This is a genomic window from Streptomyces sp. NPDC029292 (assembly GCF_055569295.1).
Genome location: NZ_JBVHXR010000010.1, coordinates 37,870 through 57,862, shown reverse-complemented (window position 1 = coordinate 57,862; position 19,993 = coordinate 37,870). Strand labels below are relative to the sequence as shown.

The following is a 19,993-nucleotide window of genomic DNA, read 5'->3' as shown; positions in this document are numbered from 1 at the left end:
CGTTCCTTGCTGCTCGGGACGCGCTGAAAGAGGGGGTTGCGCGCCCGGTGGGGGGCGGCCGGCACCGACGGATTCGACGTCCACCCCCACGCCCATGGGGAGGTCCGCTCCGGATTACGAAGCGGCGGACGGCGACCACCGGGATCCACGCCCGTCACGCGTCGATGCGCTCGGGCCCGGCCACAGGTCATTCCTTTCAAGGCTGGCAAACACCAGCCCGCACACAAAAGAGACCTTTAGCATCAATATCTCGCCAAAGGTCCCCGTGTGGTGCTACAGGCGTCTGGTCACCATACGACACGTCAATGCCGCATATGGAAGGACTTGAGACATGGATCACAGGCGATCATGGAACCGGGGACACCCATTCGAAGGTGCTCATCAGGATCGCATCCCACAGCCGCAGGTAAGAAACGCGCCGGTCGCAGGTGTGAATCACGGATGCCGATCGCCCCACAGCTGTCGTCCGTGGCGGACTACCATCACCCCATGACCCGTGTACTGCTCGCCGAGGACGACGCGTCCATCTCGGAGCCGCTGGCCCGCGCACTGCGCCGGGAAGGTTACGAGGTCGAGGTGCGCGAGGACGGACCCACCGCGCTCGACGCCGGGATGCAGGGCGGCGTCGACCTGGTGGTCCTGGACCTGGGCCTGCCCGGCATGGACGGCCTGGAAGTGGCCCGCCGACTGCGCGCCGAGGGCCACACCGTCCCGATCCTCATCCTGACCGCGCGCGCCGACGAGGTGGACACCGTCGTCGGCCTCGACGCCGGCGCCGACGACTACGTCACCAAGCCGTTCCGGCTCGCCGAACTCCTCGCCCGCGTACGGGCGCTGCTGCGACGCGGCGCCGCCGAGCCGCAACAGCCGCCCGCCACGCACGGCGTGCGCATCGACGTCGAGTCGCACCGCGCCTGGATGGGCGACGAGGAACTCCAGCTCACCGCCAAGGAGTTCGACCTCCTGCGGGTGCTGGTGCGGGACGCCGGGCGGGTCGTGACCCGCGACCAGCTCATGCGCGAGGTCTGGGACACCACGTGGTGGTCGTCCACGAAGACCCTCGACATGCACATCTCCTGGCTGCGCAAGAAGCTCGGCGACGACGCGGCGAATCCTCGGTACATCGCGACGGTGCGGGGCGTCGGGTTCCGCTTCGAGAAGAGCTGAGCGAAGTCTTCTCAGCCCCGGGCGGCAATCTTTCGGCCCGTCCGGCGTTTGAGGACGAGCACGAAGCGCGATACGGGGGTCTGGGGGGCGGAGCCCCAGGTGGCGATGGGGGTCCCCCGCTCGAGCGAAGCCGAGAGCGGGGGAGAGCAGGGGCGGAGGCGGCGACCGCAGCCATGGGCGGCTCCGCCGCGGGCTCGCCCCGGCCCAGGGCAGCGCCAGGCACACTGGTCACCGTAAGCAACCCGCCCGGAGGGCCCCGTGCGTCGCCGTCTCATCCAGTCCACCCTCGCCGTCGTGCTCGTCGTGATCGCCGTCTTCGGCGTGTCCCTGGTGATCGTCGAGACCCGCACGATCAGCAACAGCGCCCAGGAGAGGGTGGACTCCGAGGCGCTGCGGCTGGCGAGCATCCTGGACAGCCGGATCCTCGGGAGCGAGGACATCACCGGGGAGATCCTCAAGAACCAGGTCACGGACCAGCGGTACGCCTTGGTCAAGATCCCGGGCAAGGCGCCCATCGAAGTCGGTTCGCAACCCACCGGTGACGTCATCCACTCCACGGCCAAGGGCGAGGAGGGCGAGACGGTCACCGTGCAGGAGCCGCGCTCGGCGGTGACCCGGGAGGTCGGCCGTACGCTTCTGATCATCGCCGCGGTCGCCCTGCTCGCGATCGTCGCCGCCGTCCTCCTCGCGGTCCGCCAGGCCAACCGCCTCGCCTCCCCGCTCACCGACCTCGCGGAGACCGCGGAACGGCTCGGCTCCGGCGACCCCCGCCCGCGCCACAAGCGGTACGGCGTCCCCGAGCTGGACCGCGTCGCGGACGTCCTGGACGGCAGCGCGGAGCGGATCGCCCGCATGCTCACCGCCGAGCGCCGGCTCGCCGCCGACGCCTCCCACCAGCTCCGTACGCCGCTCACGGCCCTCTCCATGCGGCTGGAGGAGATCACCCTCACCGATGACCCGGACACGGTGAAGGAGGAGGCGACGATCGCGCTGACGCAGGTCGAGCGCCTGACGGACGTCGTGGAACGACTCCTGACCAACGCCCGCGACCCGCGGACCGGCTCCGCGGTCTCCTTCGACCTCGACGAGGTCATCAAGCAGCAGCTGGAGGAGTGGCGCCCGGCCTACCGCAGCGCGGGCCGCGCGATCGTCAGCTCGGGCAAGAGGCACCTCCAGGCGGTGGGCACCCCGGGCGCGGTCGCCCAGGTCCTCGCCGCCCTCATCGAGAACTCCCTGATGCACGGCGGCGGCACCGTCGCCCTGCGCACCCGTGTCACCGGCAACCAGGCCGTCGTCGAGGTCACCGACGAGGGCCCCGGCGTCCCCACCGACCTCGGCGCCCGCATCTTCGAGCGCACGATCAGCGGCCGCAACTCCACCGGCATCGGCCTCGCCGTCGCCCGCGACCTCGCGGAGGCCGACGGCGGCCGTCTGGAGATGCTCCAGGCCCAGCCCCCGGTGTTCGGCCTGTTCCTGTCCCGCACACCGCTGAAGAGGCCGCCGATGGGGGAGCACGAGGAGCGGACGGTCAGGTAGGCGTAGAGGGCAGGGGCAGGGGCAGGGGCAGGGGCAGGGGCCGCGGAGCGGCGGCGAAGGCTCAGTTCACGCGGGCCCGCGCCGGCTCTCCGTCGAGGAACGACTCCGCACTCGCCACAGCCTCCCGTGCGGGCAACGCACGGAACACCCACGTGCGGTACGACCAGAAGCGGAACAGGGTCGCGATGCCGATGCCGAGGAACTTGAAGACGTTGCTCTGCAGCGGGCTGTCCCAGCCGAAGCCGTACGTCGCCGCGTACAGCACCCCGTTCTCGATCACCAGCCCCACCGCGCTGAACAGCAGGAAGAGCGTCAGCTCCTTGGTGCGGCCACCCTTGTCGCGGTCCCGATAGGTGAAGTACCGGAACCCGATGTAGTTGAAGACGATCGAGACGACCGTGGCGATGACACTGGCCCGCACGACCTGCAGGCCGGTGGCATGGCGTACGAGGTTGAACACGAGCAGGTTGACGAGCAGCCCCGCCCCCCCGACCGCACCGAACTTGGCGATCTCGCGAGACAGCAGGTCGAACCGGCGGCGAACCGCGCTACGAGGCTTCGCAGGAGCCTCCGAAGAAGCACTGCCCATGGTGTCGCCAGCCCCCGTCGGTCGGATACGTCGGTCGAATACGTCCATTACATCAACCCGGCCATGCTAACCAGCGGCCTTCTGCGCCGCCTGTGTACGAGCTCACAGGTAAGAATAGAGGGGATCACAGGCCCGGAAAGCCGGGCATATAGGCATGGAAACCGGCCACCGTGGCGCGGCCGATACTCTTGGAGCGTGACGTTCCCGGTAGTCGGCATGGTCGGCGGGGGCCAGCTCGCTCGTATGACACACGAGGCGGGCATCCCGCTCGGCATCAAGTTCAAGCTCCTCAGTGACACCCCTCAGGATTCCGCGGCGCAAGTGGTCAGCGATGTCGTCATCGGCGACTATCGCGACCTCGACACGCTGCGTGACTTCGCGCGGGGCTGCGATGTGATCACCTTCGATCACGAACACGTACCCACCGAGCACCTGCGTGCCCTGGAGGCGGACGGCATCCCCGTCCGCCCGGGGCCCGACGCACTCGTGCACGCCCAGGACAAGGGCGTGATGCGCGCGAAGCTCGACGAGATCGGCGTGCCGTGCCCACGGCACCGCATCGTGACCGACGTCGAAGACGTCGCCGCGTTCGCGGCCGAGGGCCTCTCCGAAGGAGAGCCGGGCGACGGCTTCCCGATCATCCTCAAGACCGTCCGCGGCGGCTACGACGGCAAGGGGGTCTGGTTCGTGCGCTCCATCGAGGACGCCCACGACCCCTTCCGGGCCGGCGTCCCCGTCCTGGCCGAGGAGAAGGTCGACTTCGTCCGCGAACTCGCCGCGAACGTCGTGCGTTCCCCGCACGGCCAGGCGGTCGCGTACCCCGTCGTGGAGTCCCAGCAGGTCGACGGCGTCTGCGACACGGTGATCGCCCCCGCGCCCGGCATAGCGGAGGAGCTGGCCCTCCAGGCCGAGGAACTCGCCCTGCGCATCGCCAAGGAACTCGGCGTCGTCGGCCACCTCGCCGTCGAACTCTTCGAGACCCGCGACGGCCGCATCCTCGTCAACGAACTGGCCATGCGCCCGCACAACTCGGGCCACTGGACCCAGGACGGCGCGATCACCTCCCAGTTCGCCAACCATGTCCGCGCGGTCCTCGACCTCCCCCTCGGCGACCCGCGCCCGCGTGCCAAGTGGACGGTCATGGCGAACGTCCTGGGCGGCGACTACCCGGACATGTACTCCGCGTACCTGCACTGCATGGCCCGCGACCCCCAGCTGAAGATCCACATGTACGGCAAGGACGTGAAGCCCGGCCGCAAGGTCGGCCACGTCAACACCTACGGCGACGATCTGGACGACGTCCTTGAGCGTGCCCACCACGCAGCCGGCTACCTGAGAGGCACGATCACCGAATGAGCCCCGCCCACCCGTCGCCCGACCACCACCCCTCAACGAGCGCTGACGCGCGCCCCTGTCCATTGGTCGGCATCGTCATGGGGTCGGACTCCGACTGGCCCGTCATGGAAGCGGCCGCCCAGGCCCTCGACGAGTTCGAGATCGAGTACGAGGTCGACGTCGTCTCCGCGCACCGCATGCCGCACGAGATGATCGCGTACGGCGAGCAGGCCGCCGAGCGCGGGCTCAAGGCGATCATCGCGGGGGCCGGGGGTGCCGCCCACCTTCCCGGCATGCTCGCCTCCGTCACCCCGCTGCCGGTCATCGGCGTACCCGTACCCCTCAAGTACCTGGACGGCATGGACTCGCTGCTGTCGATCGTGCAGATGCCCGCGGGCGTCCCCGTCGCGACCGTCTCCGTCGCCGGCGCGCGCAATGCGGGCCTGCTGGCCGCCCGTATGCTCGCCGCGCACGACGAGGAACTCCTCGGCCGGATGCGGGAGTTCCAGCAGGAGCTCAACGACCAGGCCACCGAGAAGGGCAAGCGGCTGCGCGCCAAGGTCGAGGGCGCGGGCAACGGCTTCGGCTTCGGGAAGTGACGCGCGTGTCGTCCTACGACCTGGCTCGCGAACTGCTCGCCGAGTTCCCCGTCGTCGACGGGCACAACGACCTCCCCTGGGCACTGCGCGAACAGGTCCGCTACGACCTCGACGCCCGCGACATCGCCACCGACCAGAGCGCTCACCTGCACACCGACCTGGCGCGTCTGCGCGCGGGCGGCGTGGGCGCCCAGTACTGGTCGGTGTACGTCCGCTCGGACCTGCCCGGCGCGGTCACCGCGACGCTCGAACAGATCGACTGCGTACGGCAGTTGATAGACCGGCACCCGTCGGACCTGCGCGCCGCGCTGACCGCCGCCGACATGGAGACCGCGCGGAGTGAGGGCCGTATCGCCTCCCTCATGGGCGCCGAGGGCGGCCACTCGATCGACAACTCCCTCGCCGTGCTGCGGGGGCTGTACGCCCTGGGCGTCCGGTACATGACCCTCACCCACAACGACAACATCGCCTGGGCGGACTCGGCGACCGACGTCCCCGCCGTGGGCGGACTGTCGGCCTTCGGCCGCGCGGTCGTACGGGAGATGAACCGCGAGGGCATGCTCGTGGACCTCTCCCACGTGGCGGCGACGACCATGCGGGACGCGCTCGACACGAGCGTCGCGCCGGTGATCTTCTCCCACTCCTCCTCGCGCGCGGTGTGCGACCACCCGCGCAACATCCCGGACGACGTTCTGGAGCGGCTGCCCGCCAACGGGGGAGTGGCGATGGTGACGTTCGTACCGAAGTTCGTCCTCCAGGCGGCGGTCGACTGGACGGCCGCGGCCGACGAGAACATGCGCGCCCACGGCTTCCATCACCTCGACACCACCCCTGAGGGAATGAAGGTCCACCGCGTCTTCGAGGAGACGAACCCGCGCCCCGTCGCCACGGTCTCGACGGTCGCGGACCACCTCGACCACATGCGCGAGGTCGCGGGCGTCGACCACGTCGGCATCGGCGGCGACTACGACGGCACGGCGTTCACCCCGGACGGCCTGGACGACGTATCCGGCTATCCGAACCTGATCGCGGAGCTGTCCGACCGCGGCTGGTCCCGTGCGGATCTCGCCAAGCTGACCTGGCAGAACGCGGTACGGGTGCTGGGCGCGGCCGAGGACGTGGCCCGCGACCTGCGGGCGAGCCGGGGGCCGTCGAACGCGACGCTGGAGCAGCTCGACGGCTGAACAACCGAGGCGGCACACCTGGTGGGTGGGGCGTACCCCCAAACGCCCCACCCACCAGGAAGCCCCCCGGCCTCCGTGCGACGGTGGCGGTACTGCGATCGCCGTCCACCCAACGGAGTCCCGTCATGGCAGACCTGCAGGACGAATTCCACGCCACCGCTGAGGTCGGCGAGTTCGACCGGCCCGCTGCCTGGCCGGAGTCCGAGCCGCTGCCCGTCGACCCCGCGGAACCGGAGAACGACGCAGGGACCGACCCGCTGGCGCGGGCCCACTCCTTCCTCGCCACCCACCCCGTCGCCGACGGCTACAGCGGTCTGCCCTGGGCGCTGCGCCACCTGCCCTGGTTCGACCTGGAGCTGGGCGAGAGCGCCGTGGACACGGACGTACCCCGGATGCGCGAAGGGCACGTGGGCGCGCTCTTCTGGTCGCTGCACCTGCCCGAGGGACTCGCCGGGGACCGGGCCGTCGGCGCGACCCTGGAACAGCTGGACCTGGTGGCGACGGTGGTCGATGCGCACCCCGAGGGTCTGCGCATGACGCGCACCGCCTCCGAGGTCACCGACGCCCGCAACTGCGGCCGCGTCGCCGTTGTGCTCGGCCCCGCCGGAGCGGGCGCGCTCGGCGACTCGATGGGCATCCTGCGCGCCATGCACGCGCTCGGCCTGCGTGTTCTCACGCTCGCGGGCGCCTCCTGGGCGAGCGAGGCGGGCCTGACCCGGTTCGGCGAGGAGGTGCTCCGCGAGATGAACCGCCTCGGCGTGCTCCCCGACCTCTCCGGCACCTCGGAAGCCACCATCAGCCGCGCCCTCGTGTCCTCCAAGGCTCCGGTCCTCTTCACCCGCTCCGCGGCCTGGGCGCTGCGTCCCCATCCGGCCAACCTCCCCGACGACGTCCTCGTCGAACTGGGCGCCGCCAACGGCCTGTGCCTCGTCCCGCTCACGGCCGAGCAGACGGGCCCCTCCGTCCGCGACGTCGCCGACCACCTCGACCACATCCGCGCCCTCGCGGGAGCGGAGTGCGTCGGCCTCTCGGGCACGTACGACTCCGGGGCCGCCCACCCGCAGGACCTCGCCGACGCGTCCTGCTACCCGAAGCTGATCGCGGAGCTGTTCTCCCGCGGCTGGTCCGAGACCGACCTCGCCCTGCTCACCTGGGGCAATGTCCAACGGGCCCTGCGCAGCGCGGATTTCACGGCCCGCGCCGCCCAGCAGCGCCGAGAGCCGTCGTCGGCGAAGATCGCGGAACTCGACGGCTGAGCGCTCGTCAAGCGGTGTCGATCCGGCAGAGGCAGAACGGATGCCCCGCCGGATCGGCGTACACCCGGAAGTCCTTCTTGCCGCCCTCGTCGTCCAGGTCCAGCGGGCGCGCGCCCAGCGCGAGCACCCTCTCCTGGGCGGCGTCGACGGCCTCCCAGGTGGGTCCGGCGTCGAAGTCGAGATGGAACTGTTGCGAGTTGCGGTCGGCGCGGGGCCACTCCGGCGGGACGTACCCCGCGGCCCGCTGGAACGCGAGCCGCGGCCCGTCCGGGATCCGGAGTACGACCCAGTCGTCGTCCTCGGCCCTGGGTGTGCCGCCCGCCACGCGTGCGTAGAACTCGGCGAGCGCTCGGGGATCGGGACAGTCGAGTACGACGGAACGCAGACGTGCGACGGGGTCCACGGCAAACTCCTCGGTCAGCAGGCGCAGAGACAGAACGGGTGCCCCGCCGGGTCGGCGTACACACGCCAGGACCGCGACCGGTCCTCGGCGTCCAGCGGCTTCGCGCCGAGCGCGAGCACGCCCTTCTCGGCGGCGTCCAGGTCGTCGACGGTCAGGTCCAGGTGGAACTGCTGCGAGTCGCTGGGCGCGGGCCATTTCGGCGGTACGTGTCCGGGGGCGGCCTGGAACGCCAGCGACTGACCCTCGGACAGCTTGAGGTCCACCCAGTCGCCCTCCCCCTCGACGGTGCCGCCCAGCACCTCGGCGTAGAACCCGGCGAGCGCGCGCGGGTCGGGACAGTCCAGGACGACGACGCCCAGTTCGGCGAGAGCCATGACTTCCTCCTAGTGCAGACTTGTTACCTGTAGGCCGCCTCATGCAGTAACGAGGGTTACTGCATGCTCCCGCATTGGAGGTAACGTCGCAAGCATGAGTGAGAGATCGCCCGCGCCCGGGGGACTGGCCCTCGTGGAGGCCCTGGTGAACACCGTGGACCTGGAGTCGGGCGCCGACAGGCTGGACACGGCCGAGGGACGTGCCGCGTTCGGCGTCGCGGAGCGGGACGTGGCCGACGTACGAGAGCTGCGCGAATCCCTGCGCGCCGTGTGCCTGGCGCACGCCGGGCACGCCCCGCACCGCGAGGTGACGCCCCTGGGCGAGCTGCTGGCGCGGGCGCCGCTGTACGTGGCGGTCGACGAGCGCGACGGCTCGGCGGCCCTCGCCCCGGCCGACGCGGGCCCGCTGCTCTCCCGTGTCGCGGCGGCCGTGGCGGAGGCGCTCACTGCGGGCACCTGGCTCCGCCTCAAGGCCTGCGAACTGCCCGAGTGTCACTGGGCGTACTACGACCGCAGTCCGGCCGGCCGGGGTCGCTGGTGCTCGATGTCAGGCTGCGGTGCGCGCGCGAAGATGAGGCGGTACCGCGCCAAGGTGTCGTAGGGCAGCGGGAGTCGGACGATCCGGCTCGGCGCACAGCGATGTGGTGCAGAATGCAAAAAGACACCGGTCCGGCCGACTGAGCCTCGGCCGGACCGATGTCGTCCGTGCACGCCGCCGCGCTGCGTCAGGTGACCAGCAGGCGGTTGAAGAACGAACGGTAATGGCGCAGGGCCAGGCGCAGGTCCTCAGTATCCGCCTGCTCGCCCCGATTCCACTGTCCCTCCAGTTCCTGCTTGTGATCGGCGAAGGTGGCGGCGAGCCTCTGCATCACGTCCGCGACCAGGGCGTCGGCGGTGTGCACGGCGTCGCGCGGGTCGTCGACGAACTTGCTCTGCACCTCCTGCCAGCGCGCGCGGAACCCTTCCTCGTCCTCGTCGGTGAGGAGTTGGGGAATCTCGTCCTCGGCCCGGGCGTCCGAGCCGCGGGCCTCGTCCCGGGTGCCGGATTCGTCGGCGGTGGCCTCGGGTGGGGGGCCGGCGTCGGCTTTAGCGTCCTCGGCCGCGTGGCTGGAGTCCGCTTCCGCGTCCTCGGCCGGGGGCCCGGAATCGGCCTGCACGTCCTTGCGTTCGGCGGATTCGCCCGCCAAGGTCGTGCCCTCTCCAGGGAAGGTCGGCACCTCTGGCTGCGTCTCCGCGGTGTCGTTCGTGTCGTCCGTCCTCCGGTCGCGAGGCTGGGCGATGTCGTCGGTGGACAGGCCGCTCTCGGTAGCGGTGTCCGGTATGTCGTGACGCTGCATCTCTTCTCTGTCCTTGCGTTCGCCGAGCCGCTCAGGCCCGGGCGTGGCGGGCTTGGCCTCCATCGGAGAGCAGTTCTTCGAAGAGGGTGCGGTAGTGCACCATGGCGCCCCGCAGTTGCTCCGTGGTCGCCTGGTGCCGAACGCTGAGCTCGTCCACCTCATGGGCGGCCCGGTAGTGCTCCAGCGTGCGGCCGTGCTCGACCGAGAGGTCCTTGAGCTGCTGCTCGAAGTGCTGGGTCGGATAGCCGCGTTCGTCCATCAGGGAGGTCACCAGACGGTCCGCGTCATGCACGGCGCCCTCCGGATGGTCCACGAAGTCCTCCTGCACGTTGGTCCAGTCCCGGGCGTACCGATCCCTGACGTTGCTGTCCAGCGGCTTGATGTCCAGCGAGTCGTGCCGCTTCTCGCGGTCCCTGAGATCGCGTTCTCCGGCCATGCGGCTGTCGGCGTCCTCCACCGTCCGCTCGTACTCCGGGCCGAAGCGCTCGCGCAGCTTCCGGCGGCGTACGAACAGCGAAGCCGCCACGGCGGCCAGGGCAATCACCACCACGATGGGAATGATGATCGCCAGAAGTGTCCCTGTTGACATGGGGCAGAACCTCCTCACGGGGCGGGATGTGCCCTTATTTATGCCGAATTCCCCTGACTTGTCGACTAAAACGAAATAATCAAACATGGGTACGCCCTCACCCCGATGGCCGCCCGGGCTCGTCCGGCTCGGGCGGGGCGCGCAGCTCGCCGATCACGGACCAGGCGACCGACACCAGCGGGACGGCCACGACCGCGCCGATCACGCCGGCCAGGATGCCGCCGGCGATGACGGAGACGGCCACCACCACGGGGTGCAGCCGGACCGCCCAACTCAGCACCAGCGGGTGCAGCACATGGCCTTCGAGCTGGCCGATGACGACGATCAGGGCGAGCACCGCGATCGCGGTGACCGGCCCCCGTGAGGCCAGGGCGACGACCGTGGCCACGGCCAGCGCGATGGGCGAGCCCACCAGCGGGATGAAGGCGAGGAAGAACTCCAGCAGCGTCAGCGGCAGGGCCAGCGGCACACGCAGCGCGAACAGGGCGATCCCGACCAGTACGGCGTTGGTGGCCGCGACGATGATGATGCCCCGCGTGTACCCGGCGAACGTGCGCCATGCCGCCCGTCCCGTGCGCGCCCACGGGTCCCGCGCGCCCTCCGGCAGCAACTCCTGGAACCAGCGCCAGAACTTGTCCCCGGAATGAATGAAGAACAGGGAGCAGAACAGCGCGAGCACCCCGGTGGTGAGCACCTCCACCAGCCGCCCGGCGCCGCTGAGCGCACTGCTGATCAGCAGGGAACGGTGCTCCGAGAGGTACGTGGCCAACTTGCCCTGGAGATCCGACACCACCGTATGGCTCACATGGAAGGGGGAGCCCTCCAGCCACCGTTCGATCCGCCCGATGCCCCCGGAGAACTGGTCTCCCAGCTTGCCCGATTCCCTCGCCACCAGGCTGCCGACCAGCGTCAGCAGCCCCAGCGCCACCACCAGGCTCCCCACGACGCTCACAGCGACCGCCGCGGGCCTCGGCAGCCACCGCGCCAGCTGATTGGCCGGCGGACGCAGCACTGAGGTCACCACCAACGCGAGGAACAGTGCCACCGCGACCAGCTGCAGCCGCCCCAGGATCGTGAAGGCCGCGTACACGGCCACCCCGAGCACCAGCAGCCGCCATGCGTACGCCGCGCCCACCCGCAGCCCGTGGCCCACGGTCGTGGCCACGCTGTCGCGATCCCCGGCGCGCCGTATCGCCGCCCCGGCCGTACGTGCCCGTGCGACCGCCCCCACCCCACGGGCGGGCCGGCTCCCCAGCACGATGAACCGCATCCGTCGTCCCCCGCGACCGGAGCCGGGATCCGCGCCGGGACCCGCGCCGGGCGAGCCCGGCCGTCGGCGCGAACGACGCGATCCGTCGCTCACCTGTGTGTCACCGCCTCCCGCCGGGCGGGACCACGCGACTACGCGTTCCCGAAGGGGCACCTTCGAACACAAGGGGCGTCAGGGACAGCGTGGGGCGGTACGAGGAGTCGGGCGAGTCGGGGACGCCCGGCCGTACGCCATCCGGCCCCCTGGAGTCGGCCGATCGGCGACGGGACGCCGATCGGCGACGGGACGCCGATCGGCGACGGGACGCCGATCGGCGACGGGACAGCGGGGGTGCTGGACGGGCGCTGCCGTATGCAGGCGGGACCGGTGCCTACGTGGTGGGACCGGTGCCTACGCCGTAGGGCCGGTGCCTATGCGGTGGGGCGCCCCATCGCCCGGTACGTCCACCCGGCCCGGCGCCACGCCTCGGGGTCGAGGGCGTTGCGCCCGTCGAGGAGCAACCGGGCCGCCGCGGCCTCGCCGAGCACCGCCGGGTCCAGCTCACGGAACTCGCGCCACTCGGTCAGGTGCAGCACGACGTCGGCGCCGCGCACGGCCTCGACCGCGGAGTCGGCGTATCCGAGGGTCGGGAAGAGCCGCTTGGCGTTCGCCATGCCCTTCGGGTCGTAGACGGTGACCTGGCCGCCCTGGAGGTGGATCTGCCCGGCGACGTTCAGCGCGGGCGAGTCCCGGACGTCGTCCGAGTCCGGCTTGAACGTCGCGCCGAGCACGGCGACCCGCTTGCCGAGGAAGGAACCGCCGCCGAGCGCCTCCCGGGCCAGCTCCACCATCTGACCGCGCTGGCGCATGTTGATGGAGTCGATCTCGCGGAGGAAGGTCAGTGCCTGGTCGGCGCCCAGCTCACCGGCGCGCGCCATGAAGGCGCGGATGTCCTTCGGCAGACAGCCACCGCCGAACCCGATCCCGGCGCGCAGGAACTTCTTCCCGATCCTGTCGTCGTGCCCGATGGCCTCGGCCAGCTTGGCGACGTCCCCGCCCGCGGCCTCGCACACCTCCGCCATCGCGTTGATGAAGGAGATCTTGGTGGCGAGGAAGGAGTTCGCGGACGTCTTCACCAGCTCGGAGGTCGGGAAGTCGGTCACCACGAAGGGCGAACCCTCGGCGACCGGCGTCGTGTACACCTCGCGCAGCAGCTTCTCGGCCCGCTCGCTGCGGACGCCGACGACGATGCGGTCGGGGTGCAGCGTGTCGTTCACGGCGAAGCCCTCGCGCAGGAACTCCGGGTTCCAGGCGAGCTCGGCGTCCTCGCCGACGGGCGCGAGCTCGGCGAGCCGGGCGGCCAGCCGCTCCGCCGAACCGACCGGCACGGTGGATTTGCCGACGACGAGAGCGGGAGCCTTGAGGTGCGGGGCGAGCGCCTCGAAGGCCGAGTCGACGTACGACATGTCGCACGCGTACTCACCGTGCTTCTGCGGCGTGTTCACGCAGACGAAGTGGACGTCGCCGAACTCGCCGACCTCGGCGAAGTCCATGGTGAAGCGCAGCCGGCCGGTGGACCCCTCGATGCCCGCGACGTGCTTGCGCAGCAGCTCCTCGAGACCGGGCTCGTACATCGGGACCTCGCCCCGCTGGAGCATCTCGATCTTCTCGGGGACGACATCGAGCCCGAGGACCTCGAAGCCGAGCTCGGCCATGGCCGCGGCGTGCGTGGCGCCGAGATAGCCGGTGCCGATCACGGTGATCTTGAGGGCCATGGGTGCTCCAGACAATCAGGTGCCGGCGCGTCAGCGCCGTCGTTGAGGGGTGGTGGTCGGGTGACGGGTGGGCTTACGGCCGTGGGTGCGGTGCCCGAGCATAGTCGGGGCGCGCCGGGCGCCCTCACTGGGCAGATCTCGCCGTGTCTTTCCTGCGCTTTTCCCTCTGTCGCCAAGCTCACGTATCACTCGGGTGGGCGTGCCCCTAAAATTTGGGTTACTTAACGGTAGTTAGCGCCACCATCACAGCATCCTTGGAGCGTGAGAGACCTTGGCCGGATCGGCTGATTTCGACCTGTACCGCCCGTCCGAGGAGCACGACATGCTCCGGGACGCGATCCGTTCGCTGGCCGAGGCGAAGATCGCGCCGTACGCCGCAGCGGTGGACGAGGAAGCCCGTTTCCCCCAGGAGGCCCTGGACGCCCTGGTCGCCTCCGACCTGCACGCGGTGCACGTACCGGAGACGTTCGGCGGCGCCGGCGCGGACGCGCTGGCGACGGTGATCGTGATCGAGGAGGTGGCGCGCGTCTGTGCCAGCTCCTCCCTGATCCCGGCGGTGAACAAGCTGGGCTCGCTCCCCGTGATCCTCTCGGGCTCCGAGGACCTCAAGAAGAAGTACATGACGCCCCTCGCCAAGGGCGACGGGATGTTCTCGTACTGCCTCTCCGAGCCGGACGCCGGTTCGGACGCCGCGGGCATGAAGACGAAGGCGGTCCGCGACGGCGACTCCTACGTCCTCAACGGCGTGAAGCGCTGGATCACCAACGCGGGCGAGTCCGAGTACTACACGGTGATGGCGGTCACCGACCCCACCAAGCGCTCGAAGGGCATCTCGGCCTTCGTCGTCGAGAAGTCGGACGAGGGTGTCTCCTTCGGCGCCCCGGAGAAGAAGCTCGGCATCAAGGGCTCCCCGACGCGCGAGGTCTACCTGGACAACGTCCGCATTCCCGCGGACCGGATGATCGGCGAAGAGGGCACCGGCTTCGCGACCGCCATGAAGACCCTGGACCACACCCGCATCACGATCGCCGCCCAGGCCCTCGGCATCGCCCAGGGCGCCCTCGACTACGCCAAGGGCTACGTCCAGGAGCGCAAGCAGTTCGGCAAGCCGATCGCCGACTTCCAGGGCATCCAGTTCATGCTCGCCGACATGGCCATGAAGATCGAGGCCGCGCGTCAGCTGACGTACGCGGCGGCGGCCAAGTCCGAGCGCGGCGACGCCGACCTCACCTTCCAGGGCGCCGCGGCCAAGTGCTTCGCCTCGGACGTCGCCATGGAGGTCACCACGGACGCCGTCCAGCTCCTCGGCGGCTACGGCTACACCCGCGACTACCCGGTCGAGCGCATGATGCGCGACGCCAAGATCACCCAGATCTACGAGGGCACCAACCAGGTCCAGCGGATCGTCATGGCGAGGAACCTGCCGTAAGGAATGGCATGGAGGGAGGCGTCCTTCGGGACGCCTCCCTCATGTTTTCGAGGGCGCGGCGTGACAGCGGCACGAGCCGCCCTGGCCACGTGATGCCTCAAGCGGCCTGAATGGCTCGGGCGGATAACCGATCGGCGTATCGGCGACACCGCCCCCGGTTCGGTGGCGGGAGCTCTTGTCGCTTTGGCGGTGAGGCGTTTGTAGCGGATTGTTCACCTCTGTCCGATGGCGCGGCGCGGTGGACAGGCGTACGACGGAAGGACACGGGGCCCGCCCCGGGCCCTACTTCTTCCTCAGGAGGAGCCATGACCCAGCCCGGAACCATGACCGCGATGAGCAAGGAGATGCAGGACTGCGTCGAGGCCTGCATGTCCTGCCACAGCATGTGTGAGGAGACCATGAGCTCCTGCATGCAGATGGGCGGCCAGGCCCAGATGCAGATCATGCGCGCGCTCATCGACTGCTCCGAGATGACCCGGATGTGCGCCGACATGATGATGCGCCGCTCGCCGATGTCGGCCGAGATGTGCGCGATGTGCGCCAAAGCCTGCGCCATGTGCGCCGAGGCGTGTATGTCCATGCCGGACGACCCTCAGATGATGCGCTGCGCCGAGTCCTGTCGCCGCTGCGCGGAGATGTGCCGCACGATGGCGGGTGCCACGATGTGAACCCCATGTGACCGGCCCCAAGGGCACCCCACGGGGTGCCCTTGATCCGTTGTGCAGCAGGGTGGCCCCATGGACATGACTGGTTTGACGCAGGCGTTCGACGATGTCGAGCGGGCCATGTGGGCCGGGCGGGCCGAGGCGTACGGGAAGAGTTTCGCGTTGCTGTGCGCGTACCCGGTGGAGATGCTGCTGGACGCGGCGGGGGCGTCGGCGGGGAGGTACGTCCTCGATGTCGGCACGGGTACCGGCACGGCGGCCCTGGCGGCGCTGGGGCGTGGGGCGCGGGTATGTGCCGTGGACGCCGATCCGGGGATGGTGGCGGCCGCTCGAACTCGCGGTGCCGACGGGCGGGTCGCGGTGTTGCCCGAAACTGCCCTTTGAGGACGGCGAGTTCGATGCAGTGGTCGGGAACTTCGTCCTCAACCATGTCGGCCGCCCGCGCGCCGCGCTCGCCGAGCTGCGGCGCGTGCTGCGGCCGGGTGGGCGGGTCGCGCTGACCCTCTGGAGCGCGCGGCGCGGTGCCGGACAGGAACTGTTCGGCCGAGCCTTCGAGGCGGCGGGCGTCGTACCGCCGGCGCATGTGCCGCGGCTCGACCCGGCCGAGGACTTCGTTCGTACGCCCGAAGGGCTCGCGAAGCTGCTGGCCGAGGCCGGTTTCACGGAGGCGGAAGCCGCCGAGCCGGAGTGGGATCACCGGACCACCGTCGAGGAATGGTGGGGCGGGGTCGCCACCGCCGGGCTCATCGTCACGTCGCAGGACCCGGAGACGGTCGTACGGATCAGGCGGCACTACGAGCGGCTGAGTGCCGGATTCGATGGTGGGGGAGGGGAGTTGGCCCTGCCGCACATCGCGCTGCTGGCGTGCGGCAGGGCCTAGTAGGGCCTGTCGTCAGTTGCCCGACACCGTCACCTTCTCGTCGTTCTTCAACTCGTTCACCAGCGTCTTGACCTTGGCCTTGTCCCAGACGAGGTTGCCGCCCGTGGAACCGGAGATCGGCATGTTCATGGACTTGCCGTCGCCGCCGCTGACGCTCTTCATGGCCCAGAACATGTCGCCGAGGTCGAACAGCCCCATGTCCTTGTCGACTATGAGGGTGTCCAGGCCCGCGCCCATGGTCGGGTACAGCTTGAAGGGGTTCAGGATCGTGCTCGGCGTCGCGACCTGGTTGGCCAGGGCTGAGAGGAACTTCTGCTGGTTCTTCGTACGGTCGAGGTCGCTGCCCGCGAGCGCGTACCGGGTCCGGACGAACGCCAGCGCCTGCTCACCGTTGAGGGTCTGCTTGCCCGCAGTGAAGTTGGCGCCGGACTTGGTGTCCTTCATGCCGCCCTTGGGGATGGTGATCTCCACTCCGCCGACCGAGTCGACGATGTTCGCGAAGCCCGCGAAGCCGATCTCCACGTAGTGGTCGATGTGCAGACCGGTGTTGTACTCGACGGTGCGCACCAGCAGTTCGGGCCCGTCCTCCGCGTACGCCGCGTTCAGCTTGACCTGGCGGCCGGTGCCCTCGTACGTCTTGCCGGACGAGGATCCCTTGTACGTGGGGATCGTGACGTTCGAGTCACGCGGCAGCGAGATCAGCGTGTCGCCGTTGTCGCCGGTGTGCAGGATCATCATCGAGTCCGTGCGCTTGCCCTCGGCGGACCCGGTGTGCAGCTTCTTCTTCTCCGCGGCGGACATGCCGGCGCGGCTGTCGGAACCGACGATCAGGTAGTTCGTGCCCTTGCCCGCCTCGGGCCGGTCGATGACCTTCGAGAGATCCACGTCACGGTTGAGCTTGGAGTCCGCCCAGAAGTACGTGCCGACCGAGACCACGACCAGCAGCGTGACCAGCGTGATCGCGGTCCACTTTATCCGGCGCCGCCAGTTCGGCGCGGGCCGCGGCTGACGGGTGCCGGTGGGGCCCTGCGGACCGCCCGGTCCGTTCGGGTTTCCGTAGACCTGGCCCGTGTTGTAGCCGGAGTCGTACCCGTCGTCGTAACCCTGCCCGTCGACGTACGACGGCTGCTGGGGCACCCCGCCGCCGTACGGCGGCGCGGCCGACCCTGGAGGGGGCGCCGCCGGGCCACGCCGGACCTGCCGCATCACGCGCGCGCTCTCGGGCTCTGCGCTGGCGCTGCCGCCGCCGTACCGGTTGCTGCGGTTGTCGTCGGACCATCCGTCGGGCCAATCGTTCATGTCGACCAGTGTGCAGGGCCCCACTGTGTGCCTTACAAGAGAGTGGGGAGATCTGGGTCACGGCTGTTGCAGAGCTGATGCAAAGCAGCCCTTGCGTGCCCCGGCATAAGGTGGACGCCATGACAGACCAGGCCCCGACCCCGGAATCCGATATTCCGGGCAAGCCGACCTCCGCGTCCCGGACCACCCTCAGCCACATCATGACCCACAGCGACACCAACCTTCTGGGATCGGTGCACGGTGGAGTGATCATGAAGCTCGTGGACGACGCGGCGGGCGCGGTGGCCGGGCGGCACTCCGGCGGGCCCGCCGTCACCGCCTCGATGGACGAGATGGCCTTCCTGGAACCCGTCCGCGTAGGCGACCTCGTCCATGTGAAGGCTCAGGTCAACTGGACCGGACGTACGTCCATGGAGGTCGGCGTCCGCGTCCTCGCCGAGCGTTGGAACGAGTCCACGCCACCCCAGCAGGTCGGCTCGGCCTACCTCGTCTTCGCCGCCGTCGACGCCGACGGCAAGCCCCGCCGTGTCCCGCCCGTCCTCCCGGAGACCGAGCGTGACGAGCGCCGCTACCAGGAGGCCCAGATCCGCCGCACCCACCGCCTGGCCCGCCGCCGCGCGATCATGGACCTCCGCGAGAAGCGCGCGGCGGAAGGTCTCGACGACTAGGGGTACGGAGTCGGGCGCCCCGCGGATTGGTTACGGACGGCGGATTGGTTACGGACCGCGGATTGGTTACGGGCAGACCACCTGATCGCCGGTCACCACCCCGAACTCCCCCTGATGCGGATCGTCCGCCCGTACCCGCCTGACCTCCTTGAAGTCCGACCCCGCGGTCACCTTCAGCACCGCCCCCTGCCCCTTGACCGCGCGCAGCTCGGCGCCGGGCAGTGAGGCCGCGAGGGAGTTCGCCGAGCGGTCCCAGCGGGGGTCGTACCAGACGATGGTGCGCCGCACGGTGCGGTCCCGCGCGCTGACGGGCTGCCGCGTCGTACGGAACCCGGTGGCGGCGAGCGCGCTGTCCACGCGCTTGCCGAGGCCCGCGGTGGCCGTCCCGTTCTCGACCTGGACGCGGATCTGCTGCGGGGCCACGTCGATGCGCAGGGCCTTGGGCGGCCGTGCCTTGTTCACCGCGAGCGGCTTGTCGTCGCGCAGCGCCTGGAAGAGACGGCCGGCCTTCTCGTCGTCCCACTTCAGCGTCGAGCCAATGCCCTTGACGACGTATCCCATCCGCCCGATCGGCACGGTCGTGAACTCGGAGGAGGAGGGTGAGAAGTTCCGCATCGCCCGCCCGAGGTCGAGCAGTTCGTCCGTGCCGAAGCCCCGGTCCGCGCGGACCGAGCCGAGCACGGCCCGGGTGACGTCACGGAACTTCAGCGGGTTCAGCAGCACCCCGGAGGAGGTGGCCCGCACGAGCAGCGCCGCCAGGAAGCGCTGCTGGCGCTGCATCCGGCCGAGGTCGGAGGCCCCGTCGACATGCCGTGAACGTACGTACTGAAGTGCCTGCCCGCCGCCCAGCAGGTGCGAGCCCGCCGTCAGATCGAGTCCGGTGTACGAGTCCTTCAGCGGCTGTGCGGTGCAGATCTCCACGCCGCCGAGCACGTCCACCGTCTTCATGAAGCTGGTGAAGTCGACCTCCAGATAGTGGTCGATCTTGACGTGGGTCATGTTCTCGACAGTGCGCACGGTCAGGTTCGGACCACCCTCCGCGTACGCCGCGTTGATCTTGATGGGGTGGGAGCGGTGCTGCTCGCCGGTGGTCTGGTCGACGTGCGCGGGCATCTCGGCGTAGGAGTCGCGCGGCAGGCTCACGATGCTGGCCCGCTCCCGGTCCTCCGAGATGTGCACGATCATGATCGTGTCCGTGCAGTGGCAGGGGGTGCCGCCCAGCCGGTACTTCCGCCGCTCGTCCTCCGTGATCCTGTCGCGGCCGTCGGTGCCGACCAGCAGCACGTTCATGCCGTGGCTCCCCGCGGGGCGGTTCTTCATGTCCTTGAAGGGGTCGACCCGGGCGATGTCCGCGTCCAGGCTGGTGACCACCGCGTGCCCGATGCCCGCGGAGGCGAGGATCACCACGGAGAGGGTGGTCACCATCCGCATGGCCCAGCGTGGCTTCCTCGGCCGCACGGGGGGCCGCATCGGAGGCCGCCCGGCACGGGACGGCTGCGGCCGGACTCGAGGGCGTACGGGGGAGCGGGGCGGCGTGGACAAGGAGGGCACCTCCGCGAGGCCGGACGTGGGGATCCGTGAGCACGGTAGGCCCATACGATCTGCGGCCCGGCCCGGAGGCAGGGCGGCGCGCGCCCGTGTCCCTCATTCGCGGTAACG

21 protein-coding genes are annotated in these 19,993 nt (G+C 70.1%); 12 read left to right on the top strand and 9 right to left on the bottom strand.

The window, feature by feature from the left end; genetic code table 11:
• Positions 1–489: 489 nt before the first annotated feature.
• Positions 490–1,167, top strand: coding sequence for a response regulator transcription factor (locus ACZ4WS_RS22330; RefSeq protein WP_018566970.1), 678 nt, complete (start codon positions 490–492; stop codon positions 1,165–1,167).
• A 258-nt stretch (positions 1,168–1,425) separates the two neighbouring features.
• Positions 1,426–2,703, top strand: coding sequence for an ATP-binding protein (locus ACZ4WS_RS22325; protein ID WP_467982862.1), 1,278 nt, complete (start codon positions 1,426–1,428; stop codon positions 2,701–2,703).
• Between the two features lie 61 nt (positions 2,704–2,764).
• Here ACZ4WS_RS22325 and ACZ4WS_RS22320 read toward each other — a convergent pair whose 3' ends face one another.
• Positions 2,765–3,292, bottom strand: a complete 528-nt coding sequence (locus tag ACZ4WS_RS22320; RefSeq protein ID WP_467982861.1) for a GtrA family protein — start codon at positions 3,290–3,292, stop codon at positions 2,765–2,767.
• A 195-nt stretch (positions 3,293–3,487) separates the two neighbouring features.
• Between ACZ4WS_RS22320 and ACZ4WS_RS22315 the strand changes: the two genes are divergently transcribed.
• From ACZ4WS_RS22315 to ACZ4WS_RS22300, 4 genes are all read left to right on the top strand, one after another.
• Entirely contained in the window at positions 3,488–4,648 is a 1,161-nt protein-coding gene (locus tag ACZ4WS_RS22315) for a 5-(carboxyamino)imidazole ribonucleotide synthase (RefSeq protein ID WP_467982859.1), read from the top strand.
• A gap of 77 nt (positions 4,649–4,725) precedes the next feature.
• Positions 4,726–5,226 (top strand): 5-(carboxyamino)imidazole ribonucleotide mutase, encoded by a 501-nt coding sequence (gene purE / locus ACZ4WS_RS22310; protein WP_467983180.1) that lies wholly within the window; start codon positions 4,726–4,728, stop codon positions 5,224–5,226.
• Between the two features lie 5 nt (positions 5,227–5,231).
• Positions 5,232–6,410, top strand: a complete 1,179-nt coding sequence (locus ACZ4WS_RS22305) for a dipeptidase (RefSeq protein WP_467983179.1) — start codon at positions 5,232–5,234, stop codon at positions 6,408–6,410.
• 125 nt (positions 6,411–6,535) lie between these two features.
• Complete coding sequence (locus ACZ4WS_RS22300) at positions 6,536–7,666, top strand: dipeptidase (RefSeq protein WP_467982856.1); 1,131 nt, start codon at positions 6,536–6,538, stop codon at positions 7,664–7,666.
• 7 nt (positions 7,667–7,673) lie between these two features.
• Here ACZ4WS_RS22300 and ACZ4WS_RS22295 read toward each other — a convergent pair whose 3' ends face one another.
• Both ACZ4WS_RS22295 and ACZ4WS_RS22290 read right to left on the bottom strand, forming a co-directional pair.
• On the bottom strand, positions 7,674–8,069 hold the full coding sequence (locus ACZ4WS_RS22295; protein ID WP_467982854.1) for a VOC family protein: 396 nt from the start codon (positions 8,067–8,069) through the stop codon (positions 7,674–7,676).
• A gap of 14 nt (positions 8,070–8,083) precedes the next feature.
• The gene (locus tag ACZ4WS_RS22290) at positions 8,084–8,443 is read right to left on the bottom strand and encodes a VOC family protein (RefSeq protein ID WP_467982852.1); all 360 of its coding nucleotides are present in this window, start codon (positions 8,441–8,443) and stop codon (positions 8,084–8,086) included.
• Between the two features lie 94 nt (positions 8,444–8,537).
• Here ACZ4WS_RS22290 and ACZ4WS_RS22285 point away from each other — a divergent pair, with 94 nt between their 5' ends.
• Positions 8,538–9,044 carry a CGNR zinc finger domain-containing protein gene (locus tag ACZ4WS_RS22285; protein WP_467982850.1) on the top strand — a complete coding sequence of 169 codons (507 nt, stop codon included), beginning with the start codon at positions 8,538–8,540 and terminating at the stop codon, positions 9,042–9,044.
• A gap of 124 nt (positions 9,045–9,168) precedes the next feature.
• Here ACZ4WS_RS22285 and ACZ4WS_RS22280 read toward each other — a convergent pair whose 3' ends face one another.
• The 4 genes from ACZ4WS_RS22280 to ACZ4WS_RS22265 all read right to left on the bottom strand — a co-directional run bounded on the left by ACZ4WS_RS22280 (position 9,169) and on the right by ACZ4WS_RS22265 (position 13,393).
• A complete protein-coding gene (locus tag ACZ4WS_RS22280) occupies positions 9,169–9,780 on the bottom strand; it encodes a hypothetical protein (RefSeq protein WP_467982848.1) in 612 nt (203 codons plus the stop codon).
• 31 nt (positions 9,781–9,811) lie between these two features.
• Positions 9,812–10,369: a hypothetical protein gene (locus tag ACZ4WS_RS22275; protein ID WP_467982846.1), complete on the bottom strand. Its 558-nt coding sequence runs from the start codon at positions 10,367–10,369 to the stop codon at positions 9,812–9,814.
• A 97-nt stretch (positions 10,370–10,466) separates the two neighbouring features.
• Positions 10,467–11,732 (bottom strand): AI-2E family transporter, encoded by a 1,266-nt coding sequence (locus tag ACZ4WS_RS22270; protein ID WP_467982844.1) that lies wholly within the window; start codon positions 11,730–11,732, stop codon positions 10,467–10,469.
• A gap of 317 nt (positions 11,733–12,049) precedes the next feature.
• The gene (locus ACZ4WS_RS22265; protein ID WP_467982842.1) at positions 12,050–13,393 is read right to left on the bottom strand and encodes a UDP-glucose dehydrogenase family protein; all 1,344 of its coding nucleotides are present in this window, start codon (positions 13,391–13,393) and stop codon (positions 12,050–12,052) included.
• A gap of 271 nt (positions 13,394–13,664) precedes the next feature.
• Between ACZ4WS_RS22265 and ACZ4WS_RS22260 the strand changes: the two genes are divergently transcribed.
• The 4 genes from ACZ4WS_RS22260 (at position 13,665) to ACZ4WS_RS22245 (ending at position 16,367) form a co-directional block, all read left to right on the top strand.
• Positions 13,665–14,822 (top strand): acyl-CoA dehydrogenase family protein, encoded by a 1,158-nt coding sequence (locus tag ACZ4WS_RS22260; protein ID WP_467982840.1) that lies wholly within the window; start codon positions 13,665–13,667, stop codon positions 14,820–14,822.
• Between the two features lie 305 nt (positions 14,823–15,127).
• On the top strand, positions 15,128–15,490 hold the full coding sequence (locus ACZ4WS_RS22255) for a four-helix bundle copper-binding protein (protein WP_467982839.1): 363 nt from the start codon (positions 15,128–15,130) through the stop codon (positions 15,488–15,490).
• 75 nt (positions 15,491–15,565) lie between these two features.
• A complete protein-coding gene (locus ACZ4WS_RS22250) occupies positions 15,566–15,871 on the top strand; it encodes a class I SAM-dependent methyltransferase (protein WP_467982837.1) in 306 nt (101 codons plus the stop codon).
• 19 nt (positions 15,872–15,890) lie between these two features.
• On the top strand, positions 15,891–16,367 hold the full coding sequence (locus ACZ4WS_RS22245) for a class I SAM-dependent methyltransferase (RefSeq protein ID WP_467982835.1): 477 nt from the start codon (positions 15,891–15,893) through the stop codon (positions 16,365–16,367).
• Positions 16,368–16,379: 12 nt separating this feature from the next.
• Here the strand turns inward: ACZ4WS_RS22245 and ACZ4WS_RS22240 are convergent, their stop codons facing one another.
• Entirely contained in the window at positions 16,380–17,666 is a 1,287-nt protein-coding gene (locus ACZ4WS_RS22240) for an LCP family protein (protein WP_467982833.1), read from the bottom strand.
• 119 nt (positions 17,667–17,785) lie between these two features.
• Between ACZ4WS_RS22240 and ACZ4WS_RS22235 the strand changes: the two genes are divergently transcribed.
• On the top strand, positions 17,786–18,334 hold the full coding sequence (locus ACZ4WS_RS22235; protein ID WP_467982831.1) for an acyl-CoA thioesterase: 549 nt from the start codon (positions 17,786–17,788) through the stop codon (positions 18,332–18,334).
• A gap of 66 nt (positions 18,335–18,400) precedes the next feature.
• Here the strand turns inward: ACZ4WS_RS22235 and ACZ4WS_RS22230 are convergent, their stop codons facing one another.
• Positions 18,401–19,876, bottom strand: a complete 1,476-nt coding sequence (locus tag ACZ4WS_RS22230) for an LCP family protein (protein ID WP_467982829.1) — start codon at positions 19,874–19,876, stop codon at positions 18,401–18,403.
• Positions 19,877–19,993: the final 117 nt, after the last annotated feature.